The sequence below is a fragment of the Romboutsia sp. Marseille-P6047 genome (assembly GCF_900604535.1).
Taxonomy (GTDB): Bacteria; Bacillota; Clostridia; order Peptostreptococcales; family Peptostreptococcaceae; genus Romboutsia_E.
This window is the reverse complement of record NZ_UWOT01000017.1, coordinates 1-19,833: the sequence shown is the minus strand read 5'-3', so window position 1 is coordinate 19,833 and position 19,833 is coordinate 1. Positions and strand designations below refer to the sequence as shown.

Genomic DNA, 19,833 nt, shown 5'->3' with positions numbered 1-19,833 from the left:
TTATATAATATCCTCCTCTAAATCTATAAATTCTTCTGCTAGCTCTAAATATGCTATTGATCCTCTACACTTATTGTCATAATAAATAACTGGCATTCCATGACTCGGTGCTTCTGCTAATCTAACATTCCTTGGTATAAGTGTTGTATAAACACTACCTTTAAAATATTTTTTTACCTCTTCAACAACTTGAATAGATAAGTTAGCTCTTCCATCGAACATACTTAAAACAACACCTTGAATATCTATGTTAGGATTTAATCTCGATTTTACTAATTTTATAGTTTCCATAAGCTGACTAACACCCTCTAAAGCATAGTACTCACACTGTATCGGTATTAAAACACTATTCACAGCTGTTAAACAATTTATAGTAAGCATCCCTAATGAAGGTGGACAATCTATAAATATGTACTCATATTCATCTACAACTTCTTTAATGGCCTTTTTTAATATATATTCTCTATTATCCATAGCAGATATTTCAATTTCTGCGCCTGCAAGATCTGTTGCTGCTGCAACAATATCTACATTCTCAAATTCAGTTTTTATAATAGAATCTTTTATACTAACGCCTTCTAACATAACTTCATATATGGTATTTTCAACTTCATTTTTCTCTATACCATATCCACTAGTGGTGTTTCCTTGTGGGTCTAGGTCTAAAACCAATATTTTTTTACCCATTTGACCTAAACTAGCGCTTAGGTTTACATTTGTTGTAGTTTTCCCAACTCCACCTTTTTGATTAAATACTGCAATTATTTTGCCCATAAGTTTTCCCCCTTAAAACTTTTAAAAAAAGATTACTGCTAAGCAGTAATCTTTATTTTTTAGGAATTCTTACAACGACTTCCATGTAATCTCCCTTATCTATTTCATTATACTTAGCCTTAATACCTGTATTTAATATAGCATCAAAAGCTTGCTTCATTGTGTTTAAATATATTTTAATTCCCATAGAAGCTTTTATACTTTGTTTTTTATCTTCATCAGCTACTTGTAAGCTTTCTATCATATCATTAATTAATTTTTCTGTTTTTTTAACAGTGAGTTCATTTTTTATTATTTTATCTAAAACATCTCTCATTAAATCTTCAGCTGGTAATTTTAAAAGAGCTCTTGCATGTCTTTCTGTTAATCCATTTTCAACTAACTTTATTTTTACATCAGATGGAAGTCTCAATATTCTAAGCTTATTAGCTATAGTAGATTGATTCTTTCCTAATTTTTCTGCTAATTGTTGTTGAGTAAAGCTATGCTCTTTTATTAAACTCTCATATCCCATAGCTTCTTCGATGAAATTTAGATCTTCCCTTTGAAGATTCTCTAGTAGTGCTAATACTGCTGAAGATTCATCTGTCATATCATGAATAATAGCCGGTATGGTTTTAAAACTTGCAAGTTTTGCCGCTCTAAATCTCCTCTCCCCTGCTATTAACTCATACTTATCATTTTTTTGTCTAACAGTTATTGGTTGCAATATTCCATAAGTTTTTATAGAATTACTCAACTCTTCTAGTGCTGTCTGTGAAAATACTTTTCTTGGTTGATATGGATTTGGAACTATATTTTCTATAGATATCTCCATAACTCTTTTATCTTCCATAACATCCCTCTCTCATTAGATATAAATATATTTGAATTTCAATAAATCTTTACATTATTTAAGTAATTTCTTAGAAATAACACATCTGTCTACTAGATATAATATTTCTCCATAATAACCACTTAATCCTTCTAATATTATAGAATTTATTCTACTCTTTCTATTTTATAGGACTTTTTGCTGGTTTTCCAGCTTTTCTTGGGTACTTTTCTGGTGTATTTCTTACTTTTTTGAATACTAATATATTGTGTTTTAATTCTTCATTAGGTAATTCTATATCAATTTTTTCAACAAATTCTACCCCTAAAACCTCCATTGCAACTTTAGATTCTTCTAACTCTAAATTAGCATTTGGACCTTTTAAGCATACGAAATAACCACCTACCTTTACAAAAGGTACGCAAAATTCCATTAAAATAGGTAGCCCAGCAACTGCCCTAGCTGTTGCTACATCATATTTTTCTCTATATTCCGAGTTTTTACCAAAATCCTCAGCTCTCCCATGTATAAACTCTACATCTTCAAGATTCACAGCATTACTAACTTCTTGTAGAAAATTTATTCTTTTATTTAAAGAATCTAAAAGAGTTAGTTTTATATCTTTTAAGCATATTTTAAGTGGTAACCCAGGAAATCCTGCACCTGTACCAACATCTATTAATGATATGCCATCTTTTATATATCCATTCTGAACTGCTGAAATAGAGTCTAAGAAGTGTTTTATAAACACTTCTTTCTCTTCTTCTATTCCAGTTAAGTTCATTTTTTGATTCCAATCAACTAATATTTCTCTATATGTTTTTAGGTCATTTATCATTTGGTCATTTGCATCTATTCCAAATTCTAAAATACCTTGTCTTAATATATCGTCGTTAGTCATTCTTTCCTCCTCTATTTCTCTTCATTTGCTCTAAATATATAAGAAGAACTGAAATATCCGCAGGAGAAACTCCTGATATACGTGATGCTTGCCCTATAGATATAGGCTTTATATTATCAAGTTTTTGTCTGGCTTCTATTCTAAGACCTTCTATTGATGCATAACTTATATCTTCTGGAAGCTTTCGATTCTCTAACTTTTTAAATTGATCTATTTGCTTTAATTGCTTTTCTATATAACCTTCATATTTAGTCATTATTACACATTGTTCTTTAACTTCATCTGACACATCATCTCCAGCACCTTTACCTATTGCATCTATTAATTCGTAAGTAACCTCTGGACGCTTTAAGAATTCATATAAAGATAAACCTACCTTTATTTCTGATGCTCCTAATTCTACTAACTTTTCATTTACATCCTTAGGAGTAACTCTCTCAGTCTTTAATCTTTCCAGTTCTTTTTCTACTTCTTCTTTTTTATTTAAAAATCTTTGGTATCTTTCTTCCGAAACAAGACCTATATCATATCCTCTTTGAGTAAGTCTCATATCTGCATTATCTTGTCTTAAATATAATCTATATTCAGATCTAGATGTCATCATCCTATATGGCTCATTTGTCCCCTTTGTAACTAGATCATCTATTAAAACACCTATATAAGCTTCTGATCTATCAAGTACAAAAGGTTCTTTACCTTGTAATTTCATAGCCGCATTTATACCTGCTATAAGACCTTGTGCTGCAGCCTCTTCATATCCTGAAGTTCCATTAAACTGTCCAGCACTAAATAAATTCTCTACACCTTTTATTTCTAATGAGATTTTTAATTGAGTTGGATCTATGCAGTCGTATTCAATTGCATAAGCTGGCCTCATCATTTTTGCATTTTCAAGACCTGCCACACTCTTATACATTTGTACTTGTACTTCATAAGGTAAACTAGTTGATATACCTTGTATATACATTTCTTTTGTATCTAAACCTTCTGGCTCTATAAATATTTGGTGTGAATCTTTATCGTTAAATCTTACAACCTTATCTTCTATAGATGGGCAATATCTAGCACCCGTACTCTCAACCTTTCCACTATACATTGCTGATCTACCTAAGTTATTCATGATTATTTCATGAGTACCTACATTAGTTCTTGTTAAATAACATGGAACTTGATCTATTTCTATCTTATCTGTTAAGAATGAGAATGGGGTTATCTTTTCATCTCCTTCTTGTATTGTCATTACTGAAAAATCAATACTATCTCTGTGTATTCTAGCTGGTGTTCCTGTCTTAAATCTTCTCATATTTAATCCTAATTTAACTAAGCTTTCTGTTAGATTTTTAGCATATCCTAATCCATTAGGACCTTCCATGAAAGAAACTTCCCCCATGTATATTTTTGAGTTTAAATAAACACCAGTTGCTAATATAACTGCCTTTGCATAGTACTCACAACCTAATTTTGTAATAACACCCTTAACTACATTATCTTCATGTATTATATCTATAACTTCGTCCATAACTACATCTAAGTTTGGCTCGTCTTCTATAGTTTTTTTCATTTCCGTATGATATTTAAATTTATCTGCTTGAGCTCTTAATGAGTGTACTGCTGGTCCTTTAGCTGTATTAAGCATTCTACTCTGTATAATTGTTTTATCAGCATTTATTCCCATTTGCCCACCAAGAGCGTCTATTTCTTTAACTAATTGTCCTTTTCCAGTTCCACCTATATTAGGATTACATGGCATCATTGCTATTGAATCTAGAGTTAATGTTATCATTAACGTCTTGTGTCCCATTCTTGCAGTCGCTAAAGCCGCTTCACAACCTGCATGTCCTGCTCCAACAACTATTACATCATATTGTCCTGCATTAAAATTTTTCATGCAAATCTCCTCTCTAATATCCTAATGTTTCACAATAAACATTATTGTTTTACAAAAATATTTGCTGCAATTTATAAATTATAAATTTTTCGATTAATATTTACAATTTATTTCCTATTATTTACCTATGCAGAAATTAGCAAATATAGTATCTAGTAAATCTTCTTTTACCGTATCTCCATTTATATATCCTAGGTAATCCCATATGTTTTTAAAATCAACTTCTATAAAGTCATATGGCATATTTTGATCTATTGCAATTATAGCATCATTTATAGACTCATATGCTTTTAAAAGAGCATCTTTATGTCTAGAATTTGTTACCATTAAGCTAGAAGAGTTTTTAACACTACCTTTATAAACCATCGCTTCTATCTTATCTTGTAATTCTTCAATTCCCTTATTCTGTAATGCTGATATCTTTATTATACTACTACAGTCAACATATTTAGACAATTCGTCTAATTCGATTTGTTGAGGTAAGTCTGTCTTATTTAATAAAACTATGGTCTTTTTATTTTCTAATGTTTGAAGTATTTCTCTATCCTCTTCAGATAATGGTCTTGATGAATCTAAAACCATTATAACTAAGTCTGCCGTATTATATGATTCTTTTGATTTTTCTACACCAATTTTCTCTACGATATCTTCTGTTTCTCTGATTCCCGCTGTATCTACTATTTTTAGAGGGATTCCTTTTATATTTACAAATTCCTCAATTACATCTCTAGTAGTTCCTGCTATGTCTGTAACTATAGCTCTATTTTCACCTAATATAGAATTTAATAATGATGATTTTCCTACATTTGGTTTACCAATTATAACTGTTTTTAATCCGTCTCTTAATATTTTTCCACTTTCAGCAGTATCATATAATTTTTTAATTTCACTTCTTAATTCTTCTGCATTTTCTCTAAGAGTCTTATATGTTATTTCTTCTACATCTTCTTCTGCAAAATCTATAGAAACTTCTAGATGAGCTAAAACTTCTGTTACTTTAAATCTTAACTCTCTTATTTTTTTAGATAAACTACCTTCTAATTGACTTTGTGCTACTTCATGAGCTTTATCAGTTTTCGCTTTTATTACATCTATTATAGCTTCTGCTTGAGATAAATCTATTCTACCATTTAAAAATGCTCTTTTTGTAAATTCTCCAGCATCTGCTAATCTTACATCTTTAGACAATATTAATTCTAATATTTTCTTTACAGAAATAAATCCACCATGACAGTTTATTTCTATAACATCTTCACCAGTATAAGACTTTGGTCCTTTCATATAAGCTACCAACGCCTCATCTATTACTTTTTCTCCGTCCACTACTGTCCCATATATTAATGTTCTAGTATTGTATTCTTTTATCAATTTTCCTGTTACAGATTTGAATATGCTCTCAGCTACAGAAAGTGCTTTTTCTCCACTTATTCTTATAATTCCTATTCCACCTTCACCTGGAGCTGTTGCTATTGCTGCTATAGTATCATCTATAAACAAGTTTATCACCTCTTATATAACAAATTTTATCTATATTATTTTAATTGTTACCTTAATCTTTACATTATATAAAATAAATTTCAAAAATAAAACCCCCTATAGATAGGAGGTTAAATTTTATCTTTTATATTCTACAACTAATCTTCTATATGGATCAGTCCCTTCACTATAAGTTATTACATACTTATCATTTTGAAGAGCTGAATGCATAATCCTTCTTTCATAAGGATTCATATAATCTAATTTTCTAGTTTTCTTAGTTTTTTTAACATCTCTAGCAACTTTATTTGCATATTTTATTAAAGATTCTTCTCTTTTTGATCTATAGTTTTCGATATCTACAAGAACTCTTAAATGTGAATCTTTATTTATTTTATTAAGAGCTAATCCTGTTAGGAATTGTATAGAATCTAAAGTTTCTCCTCTTCTTCCTATCAAACATGCAGCCTCTTTGCCTTCAATTATAACTTTTATTAGATTATTATCTTGAGATACATTTACTTTTGCATTAATTTTTGCATTTTTTAATATATTTTCTACAAAGCTTTTTGCTATATCTATCTCATCTTCTTTCACTACTGTAATTTTATAAGTTCCTTCTTTAGAACCTATAAAACCTAAAAAACCTTTACTTGGAGCTTCTATTACTTCAACTTCAAGATCTCTCTCAACGATATTTAAGTTTTCTTTGTTGAATTCTTCTAGTGCTGAAAGTATAGCCTCTTCTTTTGTTTTACTTTTTAAATTTAGGCTTCGTTTCATTTATTACTTCCTCCTTAGAATTAGCCAGTTTAGCTTTTAAAGGATTCATTATTAAGTAATATTGAGCTATAGAGAATAAGTTACTTACTGTCCAATATAGTGCAAGACCTGCTGGGAATGTATAACCCCAGTAGAATGACATCGCCGCCATAACATAAGTCATAGTTTTCATTGGCCCTTGAGCTTGATCTGGAGGAGTCATAACTTTTTGCATTACATAAGCACTTACCCCTGAAAGTATACCCATCTCAATATGATGCGTTGATGTTAAACTTGATAGCCATAAAAATCCAGTGTTAGCTGCATCAAATGCACTTGCATCTGGGAAAACACCATAAGCTACAGGATCTCTTAAAACACTGAATAAACCTATTATTATCGGCATTTGTATTAATAGTGGTAAACACCCAGCTAATGGATTTATTTTAGCTTCTTGATATAGCTTCATTATTTCTTGTTGCTGTTTTTCTGGCTTATTTTTATATTTTTCTTGTATTTCTTGCAATTTTGGCTGTATATCTTGCATAGCCTTAGTCGATTTAGTCTGCTTAATTGTAAGTGGTAATAATATTATTTTAACTAATATTGTAAATGCTATTATTGACCATCCGTAATTTTGCACGACATCATATATAATTCTTAAAACATGCCCTAATAAATTACCAATTATGTTCAATTCTCCATACCTCCTAGAGTATCTTTTATTTTAGAGGATCATAGCCTCCTGGATGAAAAGGATGGCATTTTAATATTCGCTTTATTGTCAGATATACACCTTTAAATAAACCATACTTTTTAAATGCCTCTATAGAATATTGCGAACAAGTGGGATAAAATCTACAAGTAGGTCCCTTTAGAGGGGAGATATACTTTTGATATAACTTAACTAAACAAATACATAATTTCGATAAGTATGTATTCATTTCCTTCATTATAAACATTAATTTATTCAATCTTGAAAACCTCCATGATACAATACCCCATATGTACCTTATATATACATTTCAGATTTTCTAATAAGATGTTTCATAGATTTTTCTATTTCATCATAATTAGCATCCTTTATCGCAACTCTTGCAATAAAAACAATATCATATCCACTCTTAACGTTTTCATCTATATTTAATCTATAGGATTCCTTAATTCTTCTTCTTACTTTATTTCTTACAATCGCTTTTCCTACCTTTTTAGATACAGATATTCCAATGCGACTATTTTCTGATTTATTTTTTAGTATATACATTACTAAATATCTATTTGCAAAAGATTTGCCGTGTTTATATACCTTTCTAAAATCAGAATCTTTTTTTAAACCTTGTGTTCTATTAAAGTCCATCTTTTAATCCTCCATAAACACAGCTTTTACCATTTTTCTACACAAAAAGGCCACTTTTAAGCGGCCCTTCTAGCTATTAGTGAGTTAATCTCTTTCTTCCTTTAGCTCTTCTTCTTTTTAACACGTTTTTTCCGTTAGAAGTTTTCATTCTTTTTCTGAAACCATGTTCTTTCTTTCTTTGTCTTTTCTTTGGCTGATAAGTTCTTTTCATTCTATTGCACCGCCTTTCAGATTTTTTCCGTTTTATTTTTATACTTTCTATTATTAAAATAACAACTTTACCCTCAAAGTAAACATAACACATACAATTATAAATGCTTTTATTTTAGTTGTCAACGTGTTTTTAGGGTGTCTGGTATACAAAAATTCGTACAATATATATATGTGTATATAACTTTGTTTTTAGATTATCATCAACTGTATAAAAATAGTGGAATTTATACCTGTGTGTATTTTTATCAACAAAATTATAATACTGTGGATAAATTCCTCATATCGTATTGAAGTTTGGCATATATTCTGATATTATTAATATGCTTGTTGATAATGTTAATAAATTTATCAACTATTTTTATTTTATTCACAAACTGTGGATATAAATGTGTATAACTTATAAATCTTAAGACAATACTTTACTTATAAAGTCATTTATTATTAATTTTTACTAGTTTATAACTTTATATACATATTGTTTATATCTTTTATACTTTTTAGGTTAATTTTGACTTATTTTATATTATCCACATCATTATCCATAACTTTAATTATTATTTTTAATTTAATATAGATTTTTTTATTTTTGTTAATAACTTTGTGGAAAATGTTAATTATTTGTTCGGAGGTTTACATTATGGATATAGTTTCTTTATGGGACAAGACATTACAATTAATAAAAGGTGAGTTATCTCGCCCTAGCTTTAATGCTTTTTTTAAGCAAATAGTTCCTTTAAAAATTTACTCGAATGATTTAATTCTTCTAGTTCCTAATGAATTCACGAAAAGCATACTAGAAGATAGATACTTAACTTTAATAGAAGGTTCAATAAATCAATTATCATTAAAAAAGTACAACGTAAAATTTGTATTGAACGAATCAGAAGTTGAAGGCTTAGATGAAGAAGAAACTAAACCTTCTAATATAAAAAAGAATTATCCTAATTTAAATCCTAAATACACTTTTGATACATTCGTAATTGGTAATAGTAATAGATTTGCTCACGCAGCTTGCGTAGCAGTTGCTGAATCTCCTGCAAAAGCATATAATCCTCTTTTCTTATATGGAGGAGTTGGATTGGGTAAAACACATTTAATGCATGCTATTGGGCATCATATATTAAGTGAAAAAAAGGATCCAAAGGTAGTTTATGTTTCATCTGAAAAATTTACAAATGAACTTATAAACTCAATAAAAAATGATAGAAATGAAGAATTCAGAAATAAATATAGAAATGTTGATGTACTTTTAATCGATGATATTCAATTTATTGCGGGTAAAGAAGGTACACAAGAAGAGTTCTTCCATACATTTAACTCATTACATGAGGCAAATAAGCAAATCATCATATCTAGTGATAGACCACCAAAAGAAATTCCTACACTAGAAGATAGATTAAGGTCTAGATTTGAAATGGGGCTAATAACAGATATTCAGGCACCTGATTTTGAAACTAGAATAGCAATACTTAGAAAAAAAGCTCAAATGGAATGTATTGATGTTCCAAATGAAGTTATGACTTATATTGCAAAAAATATCAAATCAAATATAAGAGAATTAGAAGGTGCTCTTACTAGAGTTGTGGCATACTCATCTCTTACAAATAGACATATATCTTTTGATCTTGCGACTGAGGCATTAAAGGACATTATAACAACTTCTAAAACTGAAGAAATTACAGTAGACAGAATAAAAGAAAAAGTTTCTAATGTCTTTAATATCAAAATGGAAGACTTTAATTCTAAAAAAAGAACTCGATCAATAGCTTATCCAAGACAAATAGCTATGTATATATCTCGCGAGCTTACAGATTTATCTTTACCTAAGATAGGAGAGGAGTTCGGGGGAAGAGATCATACAACAGTTATTCATGCCCACGATAAAATATCAAAAGATATACAAGAAAATGAAGATATAAAAGCAAAAATAGATAAAATTATGTCTGAACTAAAAGGCTAATCTTATACACATTTGTCTGTTAATATCGATTTAATAACATGTTGATAAGATTTTTGTCTATTTTTTAATCACAATATATTCTACAAAAACTAACAAAGATATTAACATTTTGTACACATGTTAATATCTTTGACTTTATTCGCGTGTAAATACTTATGCACATTATCAACAACACCTACTACTATTACTACTAATATTTTTATTTATTTTTTTGTATAAAAGGCAAGAGGAGGTTATCCACAGTGAAAATAATTTGTAATCAAAAACTATTAGCTCATAAAATAGGAATAGCTCAAAAAGCTATTAACGGAAAAGCAACTTTAGAACTACTAAAAGGATTGTTATTAACTGCGAAACATGATCAATTGAAACTGACTGGGTATGATTTAGAAATAGGTATAGAAACATATGCTCAATCGGAAGTAATTGAAGAAGGTGAGATAGTTGTTAATGCTAGACTATTTGGAGATATAATTAGAAAGTTACCTGATTCATTTGTCGAAATAGAAACAGATAACGATAATAATATATATATAAACTGTGTTAATTCAAGATTTAAAATAAAAGGTGAGAGTGCAAAAGAATTTCCTAAATTACCAGAAGTAAAAGAGGAAGATTTATATAGTATTCCCCAAGATCTATTAAAAAATATGATTAAGCAAACAGTATTTGCTACATCTCAAGATCAAACTAAACCAATATTAATGGGAGAATTATTAGAGATTGTTGATGGAGATATAAGTTTAGTAGCGATAGATGGATATAGACTAGCTGTTAGAAGTTGTTCAATTGACAATACTATAAATAACGCAAAAGTTATAATTCCAGGAAAAACTTTAACTGATGTAAATAGTTTATTATCATTAGAAGAGGATATTAAAATTGGATTTGATGATAAAAATGCAATTTTTATCATAGATGATACTAAAATAATTACTCGACTTTTAGAAGGTGAGTTCATAGATTATAAAAAATTACTTCCTAGAGAATATAATTCTAAGATAAAATTAAAAACAAGAGATCTTTTAAACAGTATAGAAAGAGCATCATTATTATCTCAAGCTGAAAAGAATAATCTTATAAAATTAACTATAAGAGATAATTCTATGGCAATAACATCAAATACTGATAAAGGTAATGTTTATGAGGAAGTTTCTTTAGAATTAGAAGGTGAATATCTAGATATTGCATTTAACTCTAGATATTTCTTAGAAGGATTAAAAAATATAGATAGTGAAGAAATATTTATAGAATTTACTACAAATGTTAATCCATGCATAATAAAACCTGCTGATGATATTAAATACACTTACTTACTGCTTCCAGTAAGGATTTCATCGAATATATAGACATTAAAAACCCAACTAATCTTAAAGTTGGGTTTTTTGTCAGTAAATTATGCTACTTAGTAAATTTATGATATAATATATTTTTAGCGTAATATTGGAAGAATAATATAAATATAAACAGGAGGAGTCAACATCATGATGGAGATAACTATAGATACAGAATATATAAAATTAGATCAATTTCTTAAACTAGTTGACTTTGCATCTACTGGTGGACATGCAAAATTCTTAATTCAAGAAGGTGTTGTAAAGGTTAATGGTGAAGTTGAAACTAGAAGAGGAAAAAAAATTAGACCAGGAGATATAGTAGAGGTTGAAGGACAAAAAATTAAAGTAGTGTAAAAAGGAGCGCCTTTTATGCGACTAAATACTTTACAATTAGTTAATTTTAGAAATTATGATAATTTACATATAAATTTTAACAAAAAGATAAATCTTCTTATTGGTAGAAATGGTCAAGGGAAGACAAATATAGTAGAATCTATATATATGCTGTCTTTTGGAAAATCATTTAGAACTAGTAAAGATAAAGAAATTATAAAATTTGGAAAAGAAAATTTATATGTAGGAGGTAGCTTCTCAAAATATAACTCAGATAGTTTGATAGAGATAGCTATTGGAAAAAATAAAAAGGGTGTAAAGATAAATAAAGTGCATATTCAAAAAATGTATGAATTACTTGGAAACTTGAATGTAGTAATCTTTTCACCAGAAGATTTAAGGTTAGTAAAAGAAGGTCCTAAAGAACGTAGAGCATTTATAGACAAAGAAATTAGTCAGATTATGCCTAAATACTATAGTTACCTTACTAACTATAATAAGATTCTATTTCAAAGAAATAAGCTTTTAAAAGGGAACTTTGTTGATAAGAATTTGTTGGATGTTTATGATGAAAGTCTTGCTAGGTATGGGAGTTATATTTATATACTGAGAAGAGATTTTATAAAAAAAATAGCTAGTATATCAATGACCATGCATAAAAAGCTAACCGATGATATTGAAGATTTAAAAATCAATTATAAGAATCAAATCAATTTAATAGATGAAGATACTATTGAGACTGCATATAATAAATTTTTTGATAAACTTGCTTCAAGCAGAGACCATGATATAGAAACTCGATCTACTAGATATGGTATACACAAAGATGATTTAAATATATACATTAATGATTTAGATGTTAGACTATATGGATCTCAGGGTCAACAAAGAACAGCTTCTATATCTTTAAAGCTATCAGAAATAGAATTAATAAAAAATGAAGTAGGAGAATATCCTATTCTAATCTTAGACGATGTTTTTAGTGAGTTAGATGAAACTAGGCAAAGACTTCTTATAGAGAATTTGAGCTTAGTTCAAATGTTTATTACTACGGCTGAGATTTCACATAAAAAAATATTTAATGAAAGCAATACAACTATTTTTAATATAAACCAAGGAAATGTTGTGAGCATAGAGAATGGAGGGAACTAAATGAAACAAGAATACGGTGCAAGTCAGATACAAGTATTAGAAGGATTAGAAGCCGTTAGAAAAAGACCTGGTATGTATATTGGTTCAACTGGTCCAAGAGGATTACACCATTTAGTTTATGAAATCGTGGATAATAGTATCGATGAGGCTTTACAAGGATACTGTTCAAAAATATACGTAGGTATAAACGAAGATGGAAGTGTTACAGTAAAAGATGATGGTAGAGGGATACCTGTAGAAGTTCATCCTAAAACTGGTAAATCAACTTTAGAAACAGTATTAACAGTTCTTCATGCGGGAGGAAAATTTGGTGGAGGAGGATACAAGGTATCTGGAGGTCTTCACGGAGTTGGGGTTTCTGTAGTTAATGCTTTATCAGAATGGTTAGTTGCTGAAGTATATAGAGATGGTAAAATATATAAGCAAACTTATGCAAAAGGTATAACTACATCTGCGTTAGAACCTGTAGGAGAGGCTACTCATACTGGAACTATAATTACATTTATGCCTGATTCAACAATATTTGATGAAATAGAGTTCAAATATGAAACATTAGAATATAGACTAAGAGAATTAGCATTTTTAAACAAAGGCATAAAAATAGTATTTGAAGATAAAAGACATGAAAATCCTAAGAAAAAAGAATTCCATTATACAGGTGGATTAGTTGAGTATGTAAAATACTTAAATAAAAATAGAACTGGAATCCATGAAGATATAGTTTATATAGACAAAAAAGTTAAAGATTGTGTAGTTGAGTTGGCTATGCAATATACTGATGGTTATACAGAGAACATATATTCTTTTGCTAATAATATAAATACTCATGAAGGTGGAACTCACTTGAGTGGATTTAAATCAGCTCTTACAAAAACGATAAATGATTATGCAAGAAGAAATAAATTAATCAAAGAGAGTGAACCAAACTTAGTAGGAGAAGATATAAGAGAAGGTCTTACTGCCGTAGTATCAGTTAAGCTTCCCGAACCTCAATTCGAAGGACAAACTAAAACTAAGCTTGGAAATACAGTTATGAGAAGCATAGTTGATGGTGTAACTGTAGAAGAATTAGGAGCATTTTTAGAAGAGAATCCTACTACTGCTAGAATTATAGTAGATAAAGGGCTTAGAGCTCAAAGAGCAAGAGAAGCTGCAAAAAGAGCAAGAGAGTTAACTAGAAGAAAGAGTGTTCTTGAAAGTACCTCATTACCTGGGAAATTAGCTGACTGCGCTGAAAAGGATCCAGCTAAGAGTGAAATATTCTTAGTCGAAGGGGATTCTGCCGGTGGTTCTGCTAAGCAAGGTAGAGATAGACATACTCAAGCTATATTGCCATTAAGAGGTAAAATACTTAACGTTGAAAAATCTAGATTAGATAAAATATTATCTTCTGATGAAATAAAGAATATGATAACTGCATATGGATGTGGTGTAGGAAATGATTTTGATTTAGAAAAATTAAGATACCATAAAATAGTAATCATGACCGATGCTGATGTGGATGGTGCTCATATAAGGACATTATTACTAACATTCTTCTTTAGATATATGAGGCCTCTTATAGAAGAAGGTTATGTATATATAGCACAACCACCTTTATATAAAGTTAAAAAACAAAAGAAAGAATACTATGTTTATTCAGATGCTCAACTAAATAGTTTATTAGATGAGATAGGCAGACAAGGTGTAGAGCTTCAAAGATATAAAGGGCTTGGAGAAATGAACGCAGAGCAGTTATGGGATACAACAATGAACCCAGAAACTAGAACTTTATTACAAGTATCTATAGATGATGCAGTAGTTGCAGATCAAATATTCTCAATGTTAATGGGAGATAAAGTAGCTCCTAGAAAAGAATTTATAGAAGCTAATGCCACTTACGTTAGAAACTTAGATGTATAAGAAAGGGGAATGTGTAAATGGAAGAAAATAATAACAAAATAATCCCTGTTGAAATAGCGGAAGAAATGAAGAACTCTTATATCGACTATGCGATGAGTGTTATAGCTGGTCGTGCCCTTCCAGATGTAAGAGATGGACTAAAGCCTGTTCATAGAAGAATATTATATTCTATGAGTGAATTAAATTTAACTCCAGATAAACCTTACAGAAAGTCTGCACGTATAGTTGGGGACGTTCTAGGGAAGTATCATCCACATGGTGATACAGCAGTTTATTATGCTATGGTTAGAATGGCTCAAGATTTCTCTACAAGAGGACTTTTAGTTGATGGTCATGGTAACTTTGGTTCTGTGGATGGGGATTCACCAGCGGCAATGCGTTATACAGAAGCAAAAATGAGCAAATTATCTTTAGAGCTATTAAGAGATATAGATAAAGAAACAGTAGACTTTATACCAAACTTTGATGAGTCTTTAAAAGAACCATCAGTTTTACCATCAAGATTCCCTAACCTTTTAGTTAATGGATCTAATGGTATAGCCGTTGGTATGGCAACATCGGTACCACCTCATAACTTAGGTGAGGTTATAGATGCAACTATACAACTAATAGATAATCCAGAGTGTACTGTTGAAGATTTAATGCAAAATATACAAGGACCAGACTTCCCAACTTCGGCAATAATAATGGGAAAAGAAAGTATAGCAGATGCATATAGAACAGGTAGAGGTAAGGTAAAAGTTAGGGCTAGAGCGTGCATAGAAGAACTAGCTAAAGGAAGACAGCAAATCGTTGTAACAGAAATACCATATCAAGTAAATAAGGCTAAATTAGTAGAAAGAATAGCTGAATTAGTTAAAGATAAGAAGTTAGAAGGAATATCTGACTTAAGAGATGAGAGTAATAGACAAGGTATTAGAATTGTTATTGAATTAAAGAGAGATGCTAATGCTAACATAGTGTTAAACAATCTTTATAAACATTCTCAAATGGAAGATACTTTTAGTATCATAATGCTTGCACTTGTAAATGGAGTGCCTAGAGTATTAAATCTTAAGCAAATATTATACTACTATTTAGAGCATCAAAAGGATGTTGTGACTAGAAGAACTAAATTTGATTTAAATAAGGCTGAAGCTAGAGCTCATATATTAGAAGGTTTAAAAATAGCGTTAGATAATATAGATGCTGTTATAAGCTTAATAAGAGCTTCAAAAACTACTCAAGAAGCTAAATCTGGATTAATAGAGAAGTTCAATTTAAGTGATGTCCAAGCTCAAGCTATTTTAGATATGAGACTTCAAAGACTTACAGGTTTAGAAAGAGATAAGATAGAAGCTGAGTACGAGGAGCTACTTAAGAAAATAGAAAGATTAAGAGCTATACTAGCAGACGAAAAGTTACTTCTTAATGTAATCAAAAAAGAAATTTTAGAAATAAAAGAAAAATATGCAGATGAAAGAAGAACTGAAATAAGACATGCTGAAGGCGAAATTGATATGAGAGACCTTATAAATGATGAAGAGATAACTATAACACTTACTCATTTTGGTTACATCAAAAGATTGCCATCAGATACTTATAAGAGTCAAAAAAGAGGTGGAAGAGGAGTTGCAGCTCTTACTACAAGAGAAGAAGACTTCGTAAAACATCTGATAACAACGACTACTCATAGTAGATTATTATTCTTTACAAATAGAGGTAGAGTATTTAGGCTAGATGCATTTGAAGTTCCAGAAGGAAAGAGACAATCTAAAGGAACAGCTATAGTTAATTTACTGCAATTAGCTCCTAATGAGAAAATAGCGACATTGATTTCTATAGATGCTAAAGAAGAAGTAAAATATCTATTATTGGCGACTAAAAAAGGAATAGTTAAGAAAACTGATAGAGAAGAATTTAAGAATATAAATAAATCTGGTTTAATAGCTATAGGATTAAGAGCTGATGATGAGTTAATAGATGTTAAACTTACAGATGGAAATAAAGAAGTTCTTTTAGCTACAAGAGAGGGGATGTCTATAAGATTTGATGAAAATGATATAAGACCTATGGGAAGAACTGCTATGGGTGTTAAAGGTATAACATTATCATCGGATGATGAAGTTGTATCTATGAATCTTTGTGACGAAGGAACTGATTTACTTGTAGTTAGTGAAAATGGATTAGGAAAAAGAACTGATATAAATGAATATAGAAGTCAAATAAGAGCTGGTAAGGGAATAAAAACTTATAACAACAGTGATAAGACAGGAAAACTTGTTGGAGCCGAAATGGTAAATGAAGATGATGAAATTATGATAATAAACTCTGATGGAGTTCTTATTAGATTAAAAGTATCTGATATATCAATATTTGGTAGAGTAACAAGTGGTGTGAAACTAATGAAAACTAATGATGAAGTTAATGTAGTTTCAATAGCTAAAATAAATATGGAAGAAGAATAGGAGTTTATCCTATTCTTTTTGTATAATTTAGGTATAATTTAGATATGTATATATAGAGAGGAGAATGTGCAATGAGTAGAAAACGTGGAAAATATTTATTTTTAGGAGCTATAATAGGATTTATAGCTGGATTATTTTTTGCTCCTAAGAAGGGATCAGAATTAAGAAAAGAAGTTAAGGAGAAATTTGACGAAGTAAAAGATAATCCTAAAGATGTTCTACATGAAACATTAGAAGATGTAAAAGAAAAAATATCATTACTTACAGATGATTGTGATGAAGATAATATAAAAATATCAGAAGAGGAAATAATAATTAGTAGAACATTTAATGACGAGGGAGATAATAAATAATGAATGCAATGGGGTGGCAAATAGGAGCTGTTTTATTTGGTGCTTCGGCCTTAATCATAGCTATATATATAGCTAAGTTACTAAATAGTACAACTAAGGTTGTAGAAAATGCCAATAGATTAATTACTTATAATGAAAGACATATTCAGGATATAATTGAAAATACAGCATCTATAACAGAAAGTGTAGATGAAATTATAGAAGTAGCAACAAAAGTAACTAGTATGTTTAAAGTATTTAGAATTTTTAAAAGTAGATAAACAGGAGGTTTTTAAATGTCAATAAATATAAATTCTGTATTAGACTCTCAAAATAATATTTGGAATATATCATTAGAGGGAGAACTAGATGTATCTACATCAGATAAATTAAAAGAATGTTTACATAGCTTGGCAGATAAAGAAATGTTAGATATGAAAATTAATCTTGAAAATCTAGATTATATAGATTCTACAGGATTAGGTGTTATGATAGGGGTTTTAAAGAAGTTAAAAGTGGGAAATAAGGAAATATATATAGTTAACCCTAAAAATAATGTTAGAAAAATTTTTAATATAACAGGTCTTGATAAAATATTTAAAGTGGAGGGATAGACTTTGACTTGTGAAAGTATAAAAATGGAGATTAGTGCAAATCCAGATTATGTAGGAATTATAAGATTAACCACTTCAGGTATAGCAAATAAAATAGGATTTTCTATTGATGATATAGAGGATATAAAAGTTGCAGTATCAGAAGCTTGCACAAATGCAATCAAGCATAGTTCAGATGATAAGTTTTATATAAGTTTTAATATGCTAGATAATGGACTTAATATAGAAATTAGAGACAATGGAAAAGGCTGTGATGTAGAATGTTTAGGTAAGCCTGATTTAAAAAATCCAAAGGAAAATGGGCTTGGTATATTTATAATACAGGCTCTAATGGATGAGGTAAGTATTGAGTCAGAAGACAATAAAGGAACGACAATAAAAATGACTAAATATTTAGGAGTTGATAATTAATGAAAAATGTAGCTAATGCTACTGATTACCTAAATATGGATAATAAAGAACTGTTCAAGATATATAGTAAAAATAAAGATAGAGAAATAAGAAATATTTTGATTGAGAGACATCTATATTTAGTAAACTTGCTAGCGAGAAAGTATATTAATAAAGGTGTTGAATTTGAAGATATATATCAAGTTGCATCGTTAGCACTTATATATGCTATTGATAGATACGATATTGAAAAAGGATTTGAATTTTCTAGTTTTGCAACACCTACAATAGTTGGTGAAATAAAAAAATATTTTAGAGATAAGGTATGGACATTGAGAGTACCTAGAAGGGTACAAGAACTAAGTAAAAAAATTAGTGAAGCGAAATTGGTTTTAGAACAAGAAAATAAAAAACATCCTAAAGCAAGAGATATAGCAAACTATATAGGATGTACAGAAGAAGATGTTTTAGAAGCAATGGAAGCATCATATGGATATCAACCTATTTCGTTAGATGCTTCAAGTAATGATGACTCTGAAGATAAAGATATTACACTTATCGATAAGATCGGACAAGAAGAAAATGATTTTAGAGATATAGAACATAATGACTTTATAAATAAGTTTATAGATACATTAAATGAATTAGAAGTTAAAATATTTAAAGATAGATTCTTCTTGGATAAAACTCAGTCAACTATTGCAAAAGAATTAGATATATCTCAAATGACTGTATCTAGATTAGAAAGAAAGATTGTAAATAAGCTTAGAAAAGAATATGAAAAAAATATGTAAATAAATTTTAAAAAAAAGTATTGACCTACTGTTTAATAGATGATATATTATTGCTTGTCCAAGAGATACGGACAAAAAATAAAACGAAAGAAAATGTTGACAAGATTGAAATAACTTGTTAAGATAAGTAAGTCGAAACAATGAACTTTGAAAATTAAACAGTAGGTTAATTTATAAATTTATTCTTATTTAAGAATTAAAACACAAACAACCAAGCCAGATATTCAGATAATGACTAGCTGAGCAATGGACAACTTTTATTTGAGAGTTTGATCCTGGCTCAGGATGAACGCTGGCGGCGTGCCTAACACATGCAAGTCGAGCGAACTTCTTCGGAAGTGAGCGGCGGACGGGTGAGTAACGCGTGGGTAACCTGCCCTATACACA

General features: G+C 29.5%; 21 protein-coding genes and 1 rRNA gene. 12 read left to right on the top strand and 10 right to left on the bottom strand.

Translation table 11 applies throughout. The features are described 5' to 3' along the window. From EIH23_RS13995 to rpmH, 10 genes are all read right to left on the bottom strand, one after another. Positions 1 to 774: a ParA family protein gene (locus tag EIH23_RS13995; RefSeq protein ID WP_122641053.1), complete on the bottom strand. Its 774-nt coding sequence runs from the start codon at positions 772 to 774 to the stop codon at positions 1 to 3. Positions 775 to 826: 52 nt separating this feature from the next. Then, positions 827 to 1,609, bottom strand: coding sequence for a nucleoid occlusion protein (noc, locus tag EIH23_RS13990; protein WP_122641052.1), 783 nt, complete (start codon positions 1,607 to 1,609; stop codon positions 827 to 829). Between the two features lie 160 nt (positions 1,610 to 1,769). Then, positions 1,770 to 2,489 carry a 16S rRNA (guanine(527)-N(7))-methyltransferase RsmG gene (rsmG, locus tag EIH23_RS13985; protein ID WP_122641051.1) on the bottom strand — a complete coding sequence of 240 codons (720 nt, stop codon included), beginning with the start codon at positions 2,487 to 2,489 and terminating at the stop codon, positions 1,770 to 1,772. After that, on the bottom strand, positions 2,482 to 4,377 hold the full coding sequence (mnmG, locus tag EIH23_RS13980) for a tRNA uridine-5-carboxymethylaminomethyl(34) synthesis enzyme MnmG (RefSeq protein ID WP_122641050.1): 1,896 nt from the start codon (positions 4,375 to 4,377) through the stop codon (positions 2,482 to 2,484). Before mnmG ends, rsmG begins: the two co-directional genes overlap by 8 nt. A gap of 117 nt (positions 4,378 to 4,494) precedes the next feature. After that, on the bottom strand, positions 4,495 to 5,874 hold the full coding sequence (gene mnmE / locus EIH23_RS13975; RefSeq protein ID WP_122641049.1) for a tRNA uridine-5-carboxymethylaminomethyl(34) synthesis GTPase MnmE: 1,380 nt from the start codon (positions 5,872 to 5,874) through the stop codon (positions 4,495 to 4,497). A 117-nt stretch (positions 5,875 to 5,991) separates the two neighbouring features. Next, positions 5,992 to 6,636, bottom strand: coding sequence for an RNA-binding cell elongation regulator Jag/EloR (gene jag, locus EIH23_RS13970; RefSeq protein WP_122641048.1), 645 nt, complete (start codon positions 6,634 to 6,636; stop codon positions 5,992 to 5,994). Beyond that, positions 6,608 to 7,312 carry a YidC/Oxa1 family membrane protein insertase gene (locus tag EIH23_RS13965; protein ID WP_122641047.1) on the bottom strand — a complete coding sequence of 235 codons (705 nt, stop codon included), beginning with the start codon at positions 7,310 to 7,312 and terminating at the stop codon, positions 6,608 to 6,610. Before EIH23_RS13965 ends, jag begins: the two co-directional genes overlap by 29 nt. Before the next feature lie 25 nt (positions 7,313 to 7,337). Then, positions 7,338 to 7,559 carry a membrane protein insertion efficiency factor YidD gene (yidD, locus tag EIH23_RS13960; protein ID WP_206425661.1) on the bottom strand — a complete coding sequence of 74 codons (222 nt, stop codon included), beginning with the start codon at positions 7,557 to 7,559 and terminating at the stop codon, positions 7,338 to 7,340. A 68-nt stretch (positions 7,560 to 7,627) separates the two neighbouring features. Next, entirely contained in the window at positions 7,628 to 7,972 is a 345-nt protein-coding gene (rnpA, locus tag EIH23_RS13955) for a ribonuclease P protein component (protein ID WP_122641045.1), read from the bottom strand. A 76-nt stretch (positions 7,973 to 8,048) separates the two neighbouring features. Beyond that, entirely contained in the window at positions 8,049 to 8,183 is a 135-nt protein-coding gene (gene rpmH, locus EIH23_RS13950; RefSeq protein ID WP_021428024.1) for a 50S ribosomal protein L34, read from the bottom strand. Between the two features lie 639 nt (positions 8,184 to 8,822). Here rpmH and dnaA point away from each other — a divergent pair. The 12 genes from dnaA to EIH23_RS13890 all read left to right on the top strand — a co-directional run. Further along, a complete protein-coding gene (dnaA, locus tag EIH23_RS13945) occupies positions 8,823 to 10,145 on the top strand; it encodes a chromosomal replication initiator protein DnaA (protein WP_122641044.1) in 1,323 nt (440 codons plus the stop codon). 242 nt (positions 10,146 to 10,387) lie between these two features. After that, positions 10,388 to 11,494 carry a DNA polymerase III subunit beta gene (dnaN, locus tag EIH23_RS13940; protein WP_122641043.1) on the top strand — a complete coding sequence of 369 codons (1,107 nt, stop codon included), beginning with the start codon at positions 10,388 to 10,390 and terminating at the stop codon, positions 11,492 to 11,494. Positions 11,495 to 11,629: 135 nt separating this feature from the next. Next, positions 11,630 to 11,836 carry a S4 domain-containing protein YaaA gene (gene yaaA / locus EIH23_RS13935; protein WP_122641042.1) on the top strand — a complete coding sequence of 69 codons (207 nt, stop codon included), beginning with the start codon at positions 11,630 to 11,632 and terminating at the stop codon, positions 11,834 to 11,836. 15 nt (positions 11,837 to 11,851) lie between these two features. Then, on the top strand, positions 11,852 to 12,967 hold the full coding sequence (gene recF / locus EIH23_RS13930) for a DNA replication/repair protein RecF (RefSeq protein ID WP_122641041.1): 1,116 nt from the start codon (positions 11,852 to 11,854) through the stop codon (positions 12,965 to 12,967). After that, positions 12,968 to 14,869, top strand: coding sequence for a DNA topoisomerase (ATP-hydrolyzing) subunit B (gene gyrB / locus EIH23_RS13925; RefSeq protein ID WP_122641040.1), 1,902 nt, complete (start codon positions 12,968 to 12,970; stop codon positions 14,867 to 14,869). Between the two features lie 17 nt (positions 14,870 to 14,886). Beyond that, positions 14,887 to 17,316: a DNA gyrase subunit A gene (gene gyrA / locus EIH23_RS13920; protein WP_122641039.1), complete on the top strand. Its 2,430-nt coding sequence runs from the start codon at positions 14,887 to 14,889 to the stop codon at positions 17,314 to 17,316. A gap of 71 nt (positions 17,317 to 17,387) precedes the next feature. Continuing rightward, positions 17,388 to 17,669 (top strand): YtxH domain-containing protein, encoded by a 282-nt coding sequence (locus tag EIH23_RS13915; RefSeq protein WP_122641038.1) that lies wholly within the window; start codon positions 17,388 to 17,390, stop codon positions 17,667 to 17,669. Beyond that, the gene (locus EIH23_RS13910; RefSeq protein WP_122641037.1) at positions 17,669 to 17,929 is read left to right on the top strand and encodes a DUF948 domain-containing protein; all 261 of its coding nucleotides are present in this window, start codon (positions 17,669 to 17,671) and stop codon (positions 17,927 to 17,929) included. The genes EIH23_RS13915 and EIH23_RS13910 overlap by 1 nt, the downstream gene beginning before the upstream one ends. A 15-nt stretch (positions 17,930 to 17,944) precedes the next feature. After that, positions 17,945 to 18,262 (top strand): STAS domain-containing protein, encoded by a 318-nt coding sequence (locus tag EIH23_RS13905; RefSeq protein WP_164489090.1) that lies wholly within the window; start codon positions 17,945 to 17,947, stop codon positions 18,260 to 18,262. A gap of 3 nt (positions 18,263 to 18,265) precedes the next feature. Then, positions 18,266 to 18,673, top strand: coding sequence for an ATP-binding protein (locus tag EIH23_RS13900; RefSeq protein ID WP_122641036.1), 408 nt, complete (start codon positions 18,266 to 18,268; stop codon positions 18,671 to 18,673). After that, positions 18,673 to 19,446 (top strand): SigB/SigF/SigG family RNA polymerase sigma factor, encoded by a 774-nt coding sequence (locus EIH23_RS13895; protein ID WP_122641035.1) that lies wholly within the window; start codon positions 18,673 to 18,675, stop codon positions 19,444 to 19,446. The genes EIH23_RS13900 and EIH23_RS13895 overlap by 1 nt, the downstream gene beginning before the upstream one ends. 257 nt (positions 19,447 to 19,703) lie before the next feature. Continuing rightward, a 16S ribosomal RNA gene (locus EIH23_RS13890) occupies positions 19,704 to 19,833 on the top strand; the annotation flags it as partial.

What these genes read in the sequence shown, in the direction of transcription:
- recF (WP_122641041.1), top strand. Translation starts at nt 11,852, where the DNA reads ATGCGACTAAATACTTTACAATTAGTTAATTTTAGAAATTATGATAAT.
- EIH23_RS13895 (WP_122641035.1), top strand. Translation starts at nt 18,673, where the DNA reads ATGAAAAATGTAGCTAATGCTACTGATTACCTAAATATGGATAATAAA.
- mnmG (WP_122641050.1), bottom strand. Translation starts at nt 4,377, where the DNA reads ATGAAAAATTTTAATGCAGGACAATATGATGTAATAGTTGTTGGAGCA.
- EIH23_RS13910 (WP_122641037.1), top strand. Translation starts at nt 17,669, where the DNA reads ATGAATGCAATGGGGTGGCAAATAGGAGCTGTTTTATTTGGTGCTTCG.
- EIH23_RS13915 (WP_122641038.1), top strand. Translation starts at nt 17,388, where the DNA reads ATGAGTAGAAAACGTGGAAAATATTTATTTTTAGGAGCTATAATAGGA.
- EIH23_RS13905 (WP_164489090.1), top strand. Translation starts at nt 17,945, where the DNA reads ATGTCAATAAATATAAATTCTGTATTAGACTCTCAAAATAATATTTGG.
- yidD (WP_206425661.1), bottom strand. Translation starts at nt 7,559, where the DNA reads ATGAATACATACTTATCGAAATTATGTATTTGTTTAGTTAAGTTATAT.
- rsmG (WP_122641051.1), bottom strand. Translation starts at nt 2,489, where the DNA reads ATGACTAACGACGATATATTAAGACAAGGTATTTTAGAATTTGGAATA.
- gyrA (WP_122641039.1), top strand. Translation starts at nt 14,887, where the DNA reads ATGGAAGAAAATAATAACAAAATAATCCCTGTTGAAATAGCGGAAGAA.
- dnaA (WP_122641044.1), top strand. Translation starts at nt 8,823, where the DNA reads ATGGATATAGTTTCTTTATGGGACAAGACATTACAATTAATAAAAGGT.
- rnpA (WP_122641045.1), bottom strand. Translation starts at nt 7,972, where the DNA reads ATGGACTTTAATAGAACACAAGGTTTAAAAAAAGATTCTGATTTTAGA.
- rpmH (WP_021428024.1), bottom strand. Translation starts at nt 8,183, where the DNA reads ATGAAAAGAACTTATCAGCCAAAGAAAAGACAAAGAAAGAAAGAACAT.
- yaaA (WP_122641042.1), top strand. Translation starts at nt 11,630, where the DNA reads ATGATGGAGATAACTATAGATACAGAATATATAAAATTAGATCAATTT.
- gyrB (WP_122641040.1), top strand. Translation starts at nt 12,968, where the DNA reads ATGAAACAAGAATACGGTGCAAGTCAGATACAAGTATTAGAAGGATTA.
- EIH23_RS13995 (WP_122641053.1), bottom strand. Translation starts at nt 774, where the DNA reads ATGGGCAAAATAATTGCAGTATTTAATCAAAAAGGTGGAGTTGGGAAA.
- jag (WP_122641048.1), bottom strand. Translation starts at nt 6,636, where the DNA reads ATGAAACGAAGCCTAAATTTAAAAAGTAAAACAAAAGAAGAGGCTATA.
- noc (WP_122641052.1), bottom strand. Translation starts at nt 1,609, where the DNA reads ATGGAAGATAAAAGAGTTATGGAGATATCTATAGAAAATATAGTTCCA.